Genomic DNA, 10,955 nt, shown 5'->3' with positions numbered 1-10,955 from the left:
TCGTGCCGCCTCGGCGGCCGCGGCCCTTGGCGGCGCGGCGGCGCTCGGCCCTGCCGGGGCCGTGGAGCGGCGACGCGGCCGGCTCCACGGTCCGCAGCGCCATCGTCCCGTCGACCGGCTCGTAGGGCTCAGGAGACGGCTCGTAGGGCCCCGGAAGCGGCTCGGGGGACGGCACGGGCGACGGCGTGGAGGACGGATCGGAAGACGGCGCGGGTATCGGATCGTAGGCCGTGGCCTCGTACCCGGTCGTCCCGTACCCGGTCGTCTCGTAGGCCGTGGTCTCCTGCGCCGCGGTCTCGTAGCCCGGGGTTTCGTAGCCCTGGGTTTCGTACGACGTCTCGTACGCCGGGGTGCCGTACGCCGGCTCCTCGTACCGCGGCGCCGGTTCCGGCCGCTGCTGCTCCGGTTCGGGTTCCGGCTCCTGCGTCGCCCGGAACCACGGCGACCCCGCCGTCACGCGACAGCCTTGCCCACCACCGGCGCGAGCCCCGCCGACCGTCCGACCGCCCCCTTGTCGCCGCACTGCTCCAGCCAGTTGGCGAGCATCAGGTGACCGTGCTCCGTCAGCACCGACTCGGGGTGGAACTGCACGCCCTCGACGGCCAGTTCCCGGTGGCGCAGCCCCATGATGATGCCGTCCTCGGTCCGGGCCGTGACCTCCAGCTCGGCGGGCAGCGCCGCGGGTTCGGCGGCCAGCGAGTGGTAGCGGGTCGCGGTGAACGGCGACGGGAGGCCCGCGAAGACGCCCTTGCCCTCGTGGCGGACCGGGGAGGTCTTGCCGTGCAGCAGCTCGGGGGCGCGGTCGACGACGCCGCCGTACGCGACGGCCATCGACTGCATGCCCAGGCAGACGCCGAAGACGGGGACCCCGGTGGCGGCGCAGTGGCGGACCATGTCGATGCAGACACCGGCCTGTTCGGGCGTGCCGGGCCCGGGGGAGAGCAGGACGCCGTCGAAACCGTCCTGGGCGTGGCTCAGCTCGACCTCGTCGTTGCGCCGTACCTCGCACTCCGCGCCGAGCTGGTAGAGGTACTGGACGAGATTGAAGACGAAGCTGTCGTAGTTGTCGACGACGAGAATCCGCGCGCTCACTAGGCGTCCACCGTCACATCGTTGAACGGAAGCAGCGGCTCCGCCCAGGGGAACACGTACTGGAAGAGCGCGTAGACGACCGCGAGGACGAGTACGAGCGAGATGATCCCCCGCACCCACGCGTTGCCCGGCAGATGCCGCCAGATCCAGCCGTACATGAGGTCCGCTGCCCCTTCCGTTCGTTACGGGACCCAGAGTACGGGGCGATGCCCCCGAGAGGGGTCAGCCGGCCAAAGACGGCGGCTTGCCCTGCGTCACAGGCTGGGTCGCGTCCAGGTGCGCCCAGGCGATCAGGCGGTGGCTGCTTCCCCACTCCGGCTCGCAGGTGGTGAGGGTGAGATAGCGGCCGGGCCCGGTGAAGCCGGCCGCGTTCTTCTTCAGGGGCCGGGGTACCGGGTCGATCACACCGATGTCGGTGGGGACGGTCCGGTACGGCGTCCGGTCGATCCGGTAGGTGAACCAGGTGGTGCCGTCGGTGAGGACCACCGCGTCACCCGGGCGGAGCCGGGGGAAGTCCTTGAACGGATCTCCGTACGTGCGGCGGTGGCCGGCCACGGAGAAGTTGCCGGTCTCCCCGAGGCGGGCGGTGGAGGCGTAGTGGCCGAGGCCCTTCTTCAGGGTGGCGGTCGCGGTGCCCTCCAGGACGGGCCACTCCCAGTCCTTGCCGAAGCGGGGGATGTACATGACGGCGAAACCCTTGCCCGCCGGGTACGGCTTGGGGACGGGCGCGGTGGAGGGTGGGACCGGGGCGCCGGGGGCCGCTGGGGCGGGTGAGGTGGGCGGGGTGGAGGGGAGAGGCTGGTCCACCCAGGCGCGCTGCAGGAGCTCGACCTGGCCCGCCGTCGCGCTGTCGGCCTTGATTCCCGTCCAGAACACGACGTAGGCGACGAAGAGGACGATCACCGTTCCGACGGTGATGCAGAGCTCGCTGAGGGTCCTCACGACCAGTCGTACGGACAGCCCCACCCGGCCCTCCCCGTCGCCGGCTCTAGCTCACCGGCTTCGCGTAGTGGAGGTCCACTGTGCCCGAGTAGCCGGGAAGAGTCACCGCTCCGTGCTCGTCGACTTTCCAGCCGAGCCCGTACGCCTTCACGTACAGCTGGTAGTTCTGGATCGCCGGGGAGTCGGCGAGCGCCTTGTTCAGCTTTCCCCGGTCACCCACGGCGGTGATCTTGTAGGGCGGCGAGTAGACCCGGCCCTGGAGGATCAGCGTGTTGCCCACGCAGCGCACGGCGCTGGTCGAGATGAGCCGCTGGTCCATGACCTTGATGCCCTTGGCCCCGCCCTTCCAGAGGGCGTTCACGACGGCCTGGAGGTCCTGCTGGTGGATGACGAGGTCGTTGGCCTGCGGTTCGGGGTAGCCGGGGGCCGCCTGGGCGTTGGGCGGGGCGTCGTTGAGGGTGACGGTCAGTCCGGGCCCGGAGGTCTCGGTGGTGCCGGCGGCCGCCTCCAGGGCGTGCAGCCGTTCGTCCTCGGCGCGGGTGGAGCCGTCGTCGCGGGCGGCCAGGGCGTCCACCTGCTCGCGCAGCGCGGCGGTGGACTCGTCCAGGGTCGCGTTCTTGTGACTGCGCTCCTCGATCAGGTCGGAGAGCCGCAGCAGGGAGGCGTCCGTGCGGATGTTGGTGCCCTTGGCGGTGTTGAAGCTGGTGACGAAGATCAGACCGGCGAGGGCGAAAACGGCAGCGGTCAGTACCCGGACGGGCCGCCATGGGGAAGGTCGGACCGGCCCGGGGGGAGAGTCGGCGGAATTGCTCAACGTACCCTGATCCCCTTCGGTGCCGTGGAACCACTACGCTAACGGACGCCCGGGGGACGCAGTGGTCCTCCTGCGTCACATCCCGGCGCCAGCCACAGTTCCCTGCGCGGTCACGCAGCGCATCGACAGGAGAGTCCCTCGTGCCGAAGTCACGTATCCGCAAGAAGGCCGACTTCACGCCTCCGCCCGCCAAGCAGGCCACCAACATCAAGCTGACGAACCGCAGCTGGGTGGCTCCGGTGATGCTGGCGCTGTTCCTGATCGGGCTGGTGTGGATCGTCGTCTTCTACCTCACCGACGGCACGCTGCCGGTGAAGTCCCTCAACAACTGGAACATCGTGGTGGGCTTCGGCTTCATCGCGGCCGGGTTCGGCGTCTCCACCCAGTGGAAGTAGCGCCTCCCGACCGAGGAGCAGCTCCTGCCGAGCGCGGAGCAGGGCCTCGCGTCCGAGGAGCAGGGCCTCCCGACCGCGGCAGTCAAGCCTTGCCCTGAACTTATCCACAGCGTTGTGCACAGCACTGGATAACTTACGAAGATCTGTGGATAACTCAGGCCGGGGTTGACGCCGGTCCGACTGCGTGACCCCCATCCAGGGGACGCGCCGCCCCTCGCCCGAGCTGGAAAAGCCCAGCTCAGAGGCGAGGGGCACAGTTGTTCCCCACGGGGTGCCGCCGATCCGCCACGCGCTGTGGATAACTCTGGGGAAAGCTTTCCGAAGAGCTCGTCCACAGCCCCTGTCGCTCAGGTGAGCGCGGCGGAGCGGGCGAGGACCAGGCCGACATCGATCAGGACCACGAGTCCACAGGCCGCGTACTGCACCAGGGCGCGCCGGGCGCGCGGCGCGTGCACCAGGCCGTAGGTCACCAGGGCGCCGCCGACGAGGCCGCCGATGTGCGCCTCCCAGGAGATGCCGGGGCGGGTGAAGGTCAGCAGCAGCGACAGGGCCACGAAGAGAACGACCGGCCGCATGTCGTACCGGCGGCGGCGGGTGAGCACCGCCCAGGAGCCGATCAGGCCGAAGACGATGCCCGAGGCGCCGAGCGAGGGCTGGTTCGGCGCGGCGAGCAGATAGGCCAGCGCGGAGCCGGAGATCCCGGAGAGCAGGCACATCGTGGCGTAACGGATCCGCCCGAGCTCCGGCTCGACGATCCCGCCGATGATCCACAGGCCCAGCATGTTGAAGACGAAGTGCGGGATCTCCTGGTGGAGGAAGGCGGAGGTCAGCAGCCGGTACCACTCACCGTCCGCGACCCCCACCACCTCACCGAGCGGCGGGCTGTACGCGTAGCCGATCAGCGACAGCTCGTCCACCAACCGGTCTCCGGCCACCTGCACGGCGATGAACAGGGCGAGGTTGATCGCGATGACGATCTTGGTGACCAGGCGGCCGTCGGCCGCCACCCGGCCGCCGGCCAGTGTGCGGGGCTGGTTGGCATCGGCCGCGTGGCCGGTGCCGGAGCCGTTCCGTACGCAGTCGGGGCACTGGAAGCCGACGGACGCGGAGACCATGCACTGCGGGCAGATCGGCTTCTCGCAGCGGGTGCAGCGGATGCCCGTCTCGACGTCCGGGTGGCGGTAACAGCGCGGCAGGCCGGACTCCGGCTCCATGGGTCCCTCCCGAGGACATGGACGGCTGGGGGTGGGCACGGCACCGCCCCGCCCTCCATACGGACGGGCGGGGCGAAAAGGTTCCCGGGGCGGGCCGAGGCCCCGGGGTCAGCTCTGGATCTTCTCGATCAGGACGGACTCGATGACCACGTCCTGGAGCGGGCGCTCGGTGCGCGGGCTGGTCTCCGTGGTGGCGATCGCGTCGACCACCTTCTTGCTCGCCTCGCCCACGACCTCGCCGAAGATGGTGTGCTTGCGGTTCAGCCAGGTCGTGGCACCGACCGTGACGAAGAACTGCGAACCGTTCGTCCCCGGACCGGCGTTGGCCATGGCCAGCAGGTAGGGGCGGTCGAAGTAGAGCTCGGGGTGGAACTCGTCGGCGAACTCGTAGCCCGGGCCGCCGGTGCCGTTCCCCAGCGGGTCGCCGCCCTGGATCATGAAGTCCTTGATGACGCGGTGGAAGACCGTGCCGTCGTAGAGACGGTCGGTGGAGACCTTGCCGGTGGCCGGGTGCGTCCACTCGCGCTCCCCCTGGGCGAGTTCGACGAAGTTCCTGACCGTCTTCGGGGCGTGGTTCGGCAGCAGCCGAATCCGGATGTCGCCCCGGCTGGTCTTCAGGGTGGCGTAAAGCTGCTCGGCCACGGTGTGCCTTCCCTCGTTCTCCTCTGGGTCCCCGGCGTCCGGGTCCCCTGGCGCGTCCGATCCTCGCACGCCGCGGACGACCGCCGCATGCCCCGGATGCCCCGCACCGCATGCCGGACCGCGTCACGGCAGGCATGATTTCGAAAAGGGTGGAAAGGCGAAAAACCGACACCACCACCGAGGAGGAGGATCCCGTGACCCGGATGGACGGCGTGCGCGCCGCGACCGATTCGGCCAAGGACAGCGTGGTGCACGCCGCGACAGCGGTGGCTCCCTACGCGAGCACGGCCAAGGACCAGGCCGCGCAGTACGCGGTGACGGCCAAGGACCACGCCGCTCTCTACGCGCACGAAACACGCGTCCGGCTCGCGCCGAAGGTATCGAAGGCCGCTCGGCGGGCCCGTCTTCAAGCTCGTGTGCAGTACAACACCCGTGTCGCACCGCATGTACCGCCGCGAGTCGACGACGCCGCGCATCGCGCCGCGGTCGTGACCCGCAAGGCCGCCCGTCAGGCGGCCGACTACACCGTTCCGCGTGTCGAGCAGGCGGTCGCCGCGACCGGGCCCGTCCTCGACGAGGCGGGGTCGCGCTCCACTGCCGCCTGGGCCGCGCTGCGCGGGCAGGTGACCCCGAAGGAGATTCGGAAGATCGTGAGGAAGCACGAGCGTCGGGCCAGGGCCGGACGCCTTGCCAAGGGCCTCGCGGTCCTCGGCGTGCTGGCCGGCGGCGCGTACGCCGCCTGGAAGTGGTGGGACAAGCAGGCCAACCCGGACTGGCTGGTCGAACCGCCCGCTGCTACCGAGGTCGATGAGGGGGTGGCGGAACCGTCGTCCCTGACGTCACCGACACCGCTGTCGTCCGTCGACGGCAGTGGTTCTCTCGATGCCGAAGTGGAGGCCAAGCAGGCCGAAGCCGAGGCGGAAGCGGAGTCCGATGCGGATCGGGATCGTGACGATCGTCGCTGACCGCGCTTCCTGCTGACCGGCTGAACGGGATGAGGCTGAACGGGATGAGGCTGACCGGGTTGAGATCGACCGGGTTGAGGCCGAGAGGGTTGAGGCCGGCCAGGCGAGACCGACCGCGGTGAGGCCGACTGCACCGGCTGCGGTGGACGGCGTGCGGGGAGCGAACCCACTCCCCGCGCCTACGCCTTCGCGGCGAGCGCCAGGCCCGACAGCTCCGCCTGGCCGGCGACGTCGGTCTCGATCGGCGCGTCGGCGGGCAGGTGGCGTACGGACGGCGAGGAGTTGTGCGCCTCGGCGCGGATGCGCTGCTTGATCGTGGGCGGCAGGGCACGGTCGCGCACCGCGGGCCACTGTGCCCACTCCCGCGTTCGCTGCGCCGGTACGGCGGCGAGGGAGCGCGCGGCGGTGGTGGCGCCGGAAGCCGGCTCCTCCGGCTGCTGGACGGAGGGAGCCTGCGCGGCGGTGGCGGTGCTCGCCAGGCCGACGGAGGCGAGCAGGGCGAAGAGTACGGAGATGAAGGCGGTCCAGAACTGCTTGACCTTGGCGGTGGCCATGGCCCCTCGCTTTCGTGACGTTCTCGGATGGTGCATTTCGGGTTGCGCGCTTTACATACCTTTCTCATGATGTGTACGCACACCGGGATTCCGAGGAGCGACGCCGTGCCCGCGCAGTTCTTCGGATGAACACCACCCGTACGGCTCAGCCGGCCGCCGCGACGAGTTCGGTGGGCGCCGCCCCGCCGACGGCAACCTCGGTGGTGGCGGCTCGGGTCGTGGCAGCTTCGGTCGTGGCAGCTTCGGTCGTGGCGCGCCCGCGTGACCGCTCGGCCCAGCGCACCGCGGGCTTCGTCGCCAGGCCCGCCAGCAGGAAGACGCCGCCGAGCAGCAGCCAGCCGGGCACGCCCCAGGTCACCAGGAGCGCGGTGACCAGCAGAGGACCGAGGGTCCGTGCGACGGGGACGCCCGTGCCGAAGAAGCCCTGGTACTGACCGATCCGCTCGGCCGGCGCGAGCGCGAAGCTGATCTGCCAGGAGCCGGCGGAGTGACGCATCTCGGCGGCGACCTGGAGCGCCGCGCCGAGTGCGAGCACCGCGACCGTGATCCAGGTCCCGAGGCCGGCCGCCGTCACCGCGAAGACCGCGCATGAGGCGAGCATGACGATGCCGGACCGGCCCACCGCGCGCGTGGCCTCCGCGAGGCTCGTCACCGACCGGGCCGTACGGACCTGGAAGAGCATCACGGCCCCGGTGTTGAGGACGAACAGCGCCGAGACGACCCAGCCGGGAGCCGATGTGCGCTGCACGATCCACAGGGGCAGCGCGAGGCTGAGCAGCGGGAGCCGCAGGAGGAGGAGCGCGTTGAGGAAGGTGAGCAGCGCGTACGGACGGTCGCGGAGCACCACGAGGCGCGGCTCACCGCCGCTCGCCGCCGGGGTGCCGGCCACGGGCGGCAGGGCGCGCAGCACCAGCGCGCAGAAGAGGAAGCCGAGTGCGTCCAGCGCGAAGACGGACAGGTAGGCGGTGCGCGTGCCGGTGTGCAGGGCGAGCCCGCCGAGACCGGCGCCGACCGCGAGTCCGGCGTTGAGCGTGGACTGGAGCCGGGCCAGCACCTCCGTGCGCGCGGCCGGTTCGACCAGTCCGGCCAACAGGGCCTGGCGGGAGGCGGCGAGGCCGCTCTGGGCGGTGGCGTACACCGTGGCCGCGACGAGGAACGGCACGAAGGAGCGGATCAGGAGGAAGGAGCCGACGGCCGCCGCGGTGGCCAGGGCGAGCAGCACGGCGGTCCCGCGCGGTCCGCGCCGGTCGGCGAGGTGTCCCAGCCAGACGCCCGCGACCGAGCCGACCGCCCAGGCGAGGGTGAGGCCGATCCCGATCTGCGGCGCGGACAGACCGACGATCTGAGTGAAGTAGAGCGCCGAGGACACGTAGAAGGCGCCGTCGCCGATCGAATTGCTCAGCTGCGCGAGGAGGAGCGCTCGTGGTGCCCTGGGTGCCCTGGGTGCCCGGGAGGCCTGGGAAGAGGTGTGCGGCATACCTCGAAGTTAGGGCGGTGTGGCCCAGCCTGACAGGTCCATTACAGAGCGACGAATGTGGGCCACTTCGGGGCGAGGCGTGGGTCGTTCCGTGACTCCCGCCGTGGCCGGGGGGCTCCAGCGGGAGTCCAGGAGACCTCCAGACATCCCGGAGACGCTGGCCGGGTCCGCAGGTCACCCCGGGCGTTGTCCCGGGGCCGCCCGGGCACCGTCCGGGGGCCCGCCCCGGCGATGCGAGACGTGCGAGGTGACGGCAGTGAAGGGCATGGCTGTGGGGCCCGAGGCATTCCGCGACTTCTTCGGATCCGTACCGACCGCCGTCGCGGTGGTGACCACGGCGGGCCCCGACGGCAGACCGCTCGGGTTCACCTGCAACGCCTTCAGCGCGGTCTCCCTGGACCCGGCCCTGCTGCTGGTCTGCGTGGACGAGTCGTCCCGTACGCTGCCCGCCCTGCTCGGCTCGGGGGTCTTCGCGCTGCACCTGCTGGCCGCCGGCGGCGGAGAGGAGCTGGCCCGGACCTTCGCGGGACGCTCGGACCGGAAGTTCGACGGGGTGGCGTGGCGGCGCGGCGAGTCCGTACCCGGCTGTCCGGTGCTGCTCGACGGGGTGCTGGGGCACGCGGAGTGCACGCTGGAGAGCAGCGTGCCGGCCGGTGACCACCGGCTGCTGATCGGGCGCATGGAGCGGGTCCTCATGCGCGAGGAGGCCCGGCCGCTGCTGTACCGGCGGGGGGCCTTCGCCGCGTGGGGACCCGCCACTCCAGCGCCCGAACCCGCTGTTCCCGAACCCGTCACCCCCGAACCCGCCGCTCCCGAACCCGTCACCCCCGAACCCGCTACTCCCGAACCTGTCGGCGGGGCCGGAGCCGCCCCCGAACCCGTCGCCGGATCCGCGCGGATCGTCGGCGCCGCGCAGATCGGCGTGCGGGCGTGAGCGTGCGGCGGTCAGGCGTGGCAGGTGGGCAGCCCGCCGTGGTACTCCACCATGCGCCGGAAGAGCTCGCTCATGTCCACGCGGGAACCGCGGGGCTCGCCCTGTTCCTCGGCGTACGCCCGGAAGAGGTTCGGGACGAGTCGCTCGGCGTCCAGCCACCGCGCGAACCGGCCCAGTTCGGTACGGCGGGCCAGCGCGACCGGGTCGAGCCCCTCGGCGAGACCCTGCTGGGCGAGGTCCTGCAGCAGGCGCAGATAGCTCTCGGTCTCGTCGAACACCCCCGGCCCCGCGACGGGTCCATGACCGGTGACGACCACCTCGGGAGCGAGGGCGCGCATCGTGTCCAACGCCTCCAGGGAGCCGGCGACCGAGCCCATGGGGCAGAACGGCGTCACCCCGTTCATCACCAGGTCGCCGGTGAACAGCACCCGCTCGGCGGGCAGCCAGACCACCGAGTCGTTGCTGGTGTGCGCCGGGCCCAGGTGCAGCACCTCGGCGGTCCTGTCGCCGATGTGGAGAGTGAGCCGGTCGCGGAAGGTCAGGGCGGGCGGGACGAGTTCCAGCCGGCCCCACTCGACGTCCGGCCACAGGCCGGTCAGGTGCAGGCCCGCCTCGGTCATTTCCGTACGGACCCGTTCGTGACCGACGACCAGCGCCTCCGGGAAGACGAAGTTGCCGAAGGTGTGGTCGCCGTGGAAGTGGGTGTTGACCAGGACCTGCGGGGCGGCCGGGGCGACGGAGAGCACCGCCTCGCGCAGCGCCCGGGCGCGCGCCTCTGTGGCGGCGCTGTCCACGAGCGCGGCGCGGTCACCGGAGACGATCAGGCCCGCGTTGTTCAGGCACCAGCCTCCGTCCGGCTGGACGTAGGCGAACACCCCGTCGGCGACCTCCGTCAGCTCGGGCCGGCGGCCGACCGCTCCGCCGGCCACTCCCCGGATCGCTCCCCCGGCCGCTCCCCGGGTCGCTCCCCCGGCCGCCGCGACAGCCGCCGCGGTGGTCACTCCGGTCATGTGGGCCTCCTCATCGACATCGTGGATCTGGCCCATCGTCGGCTCAGCGGCTGGAGCCCGGCTCGAACGCCACCGGCTCCCCGCTCGGGGCAGGCCGCGGACCGTGATGCGAACGGTGATGCGGACCGGGGCGCGGAGGTGGTCGGCGGTACGCCGCGACCACGCTGAGCACCGTCGTCGACTGCGTTCCCGGGAGGGTGTGCGTGGCGGAGGCCCACCCGCCGGTCAGCGGGGCACCGGCCGCGTCTCGCAGGACGGGCCGCCCCGCCGGATCGGCGGCGTCCAGGCCGAAGGTACGGGGCGGGTGGCGCAGACCCGTGCCGAGGGCCTTGGCGTACGCCTCCTTGAGCGTCCACAGGCGCAGCAACTCCCGGTCGCGCGCGGTGCCGCGCAGCCCCCGCGCGTCGAGTGCGGCCCGCTCGTACGGGGTGCACATCCGGTGCTCCAGTACGGACATGGGGCGCCCCTGCCGTTCCGCGTCGACGCCGACACGGCCACCGCGCAGCACCGCGACGGCCAGCAGGGATCCGGTGTGGCTGAGGCTGAAGTCCAGGTCGGGCAGGTCCGGGGCGTAGGGGCGGCCATACGCGGTACGGGTGAGACGGATCCGGTCCGGGTCGTGGCCCACGAGCGCGCCGAGGACGCTGCGCAGCAGCAGCCGGGAGGCGAGGAAGCGCCGGCGCAGCCGGTCGTCGCGCAGGGTCCGCAGACGTTCCGCGTCGCCGGGGTGCGGGCGAGCGCCACGGGTCTCGGCCGCCCGGGCCCACGCGTCGACGGTGCCGTGGACGACCAGCGGCCGGCCGTCGTCGAGCGGGGCCGGACCGAACTCCCCGACCGGAAGCGGGACTGCGGCGAACGGGACCGAGCCGAACCCGGCCGGACCGGCCGCGGCCGGGGCGGAAGCCACGGCCGCGGC

Annotated in this window: 13 protein-coding genes and 1 pseudogene; 3 read left to right on the top strand and 11 right to left on the bottom strand. The window is 71.9% G+C overall.

All coding sequences use genetic code 11. From position 1 onward, the window contains the following. The 5 genes and pseudogenes from J7E93_RS35000 to J7E93_RS34980 form a co-directional block, all read right to left on the bottom strand. A pseudogene (locus J7E93_RS35000) lies at positions 1 to 457 on the bottom strand (hypothetical protein); the annotation flags it as partial. After that, positions 454 to 1,092 (bottom strand): aminodeoxychorismate/anthranilate synthase component II, encoded by a 639-nt coding sequence (locus tag J7E93_RS34995; RefSeq protein ID WP_215074069.1) that lies wholly within the window; start codon positions 1,090 to 1,092, stop codon positions 454 to 456. The gene J7E93_RS34995 and the pseudogene J7E93_RS35000, both read right to left, overlap by 4 nt. After that, positions 1,092 to 1,250, bottom strand: a complete 159-nt coding sequence (locus J7E93_RS34990) for a hypothetical protein (RefSeq protein ID WP_215074068.1) — start codon at positions 1,248 to 1,250, stop codon at positions 1,092 to 1,094. Before J7E93_RS34990 ends, J7E93_RS34995 begins: the two co-directional genes overlap by 1 nt. Before the next feature lie 64 nt (positions 1,251 to 1,314). Then, entirely contained in the window at positions 1,315 to 2,052 is a 738-nt protein-coding gene (locus tag J7E93_RS34985) for a class E sortase (protein ID WP_215074072.1), read from the bottom strand. 28 nt (positions 2,053 to 2,080) lie between these two features. Further along, entirely contained in the window at positions 2,081 to 2,848 is a 768-nt protein-coding gene (locus J7E93_RS34980) for a DUF881 domain-containing protein (RefSeq protein WP_215074067.1), read from the bottom strand. Positions 2,849 to 2,988: 140 nt separating this feature from the next. On the opposite strand from J7E93_RS34980, the gene crgA reads away from it, so the two are divergent. Continuing rightward, complete coding sequence (gene crgA, locus J7E93_RS34975) at positions 2,989 to 3,243, top strand: cell division protein CrgA (protein WP_215074066.1); 255 nt, start codon at positions 2,989 to 2,991, stop codon at positions 3,241 to 3,243. A 347-nt stretch (positions 3,244 to 3,590) separates the two neighbouring features. Here the strand turns inward: crgA and J7E93_RS34970 are convergent, their stop codons facing one another. Together J7E93_RS34970 and J7E93_RS34965 are read right to left on the bottom strand one after the other, a co-directional pair. Further along, positions 3,591 to 4,457 (bottom strand): rhomboid family intramembrane serine protease, encoded by an 867-nt coding sequence (locus J7E93_RS34970; protein ID WP_215074065.1) that lies wholly within the window; start codon positions 4,455 to 4,457, stop codon positions 3,591 to 3,593. Between the two features lie 108 nt (positions 4,458 to 4,565). Further along, positions 4,566 to 5,099, bottom strand: a complete 534-nt coding sequence (locus tag J7E93_RS34965) for a peptidylprolyl isomerase (RefSeq protein ID WP_215074064.1) — start codon at positions 5,097 to 5,099, stop codon at positions 4,566 to 4,568. A 194-nt stretch (positions 5,100 to 5,293) separates the two neighbouring features. On the opposite strand from J7E93_RS34965, the gene J7E93_RS34960 reads away from it, so the two are divergent. Then, complete coding sequence (locus tag J7E93_RS34960; protein ID WP_215074071.1) at positions 5,294 to 6,064, top strand: DUF5324 family protein; 771 nt, start codon at positions 5,294 to 5,296, stop codon at positions 6,062 to 6,064. Between the two features lie 179 nt (positions 6,065 to 6,243). Here J7E93_RS34960 and J7E93_RS34955 read toward each other — a convergent pair whose 3' ends face one another. Together J7E93_RS34955 and J7E93_RS34950 are read right to left on the bottom strand one after the other, a co-directional pair. Continuing rightward, positions 6,244 to 6,618, bottom strand: coding sequence for a DUF6344 domain-containing protein (locus J7E93_RS34955; protein ID WP_215074063.1), 375 nt, complete (start codon positions 6,616 to 6,618; stop codon positions 6,244 to 6,246). A gap of 145 nt (positions 6,619 to 6,763) precedes the next feature. Further along, on the bottom strand, positions 6,764 to 8,095 hold the full coding sequence (locus tag J7E93_RS34950) for an MFS transporter (protein WP_215074062.1): 1,332 nt from the start codon (positions 8,093 to 8,095) through the stop codon (positions 6,764 to 6,766). A 265-nt stretch (positions 8,096 to 8,360) separates the two neighbouring features. On the opposite strand from J7E93_RS34950, the gene J7E93_RS34945 reads away from it, so the two are divergent. Continuing rightward, entirely contained in the window at positions 8,361 to 9,029 is a 669-nt protein-coding gene (locus J7E93_RS34945; protein ID WP_215074070.1) for a flavin reductase family protein, read from the top strand. Positions 9,030 to 9,040: 11 nt separating this feature from the next. Here J7E93_RS34945 and J7E93_RS34940 read toward each other — a convergent pair whose 3' ends face one another. Together J7E93_RS34940 and J7E93_RS34935 are read right to left on the bottom strand one after the other, a co-directional pair. Next, positions 9,041 to 10,039 (bottom strand): MBL fold metallo-hydrolase, encoded by a 999-nt coding sequence (locus tag J7E93_RS34940; RefSeq protein WP_215074061.1) that lies wholly within the window; start codon positions 10,037 to 10,039, stop codon positions 9,041 to 9,043. 43 nt (positions 10,040 to 10,082) lie between these two features. Then, positions 10,083 to 10,955 (bottom strand): 4'-phosphopantetheinyl transferase superfamily protein (locus tag J7E93_RS34935; protein ID WP_215074060.1); only part of this gene is annotated, 873 nt, incomplete at its 5' end.

It is taken from the genome of Streptomyces sp. ISL-36, from assembly GCF_018614205.1.
Classification (GTDB): Bacteria; Actinomycetota; Actinomycetes; order Streptomycetales; family Streptomycetaceae; genus Streptomyces.
The sequence above is the reverse complement of the archived record's forward strand: the minus strand, read 5'-3'. Positions and strand labels throughout refer to the sequence as shown.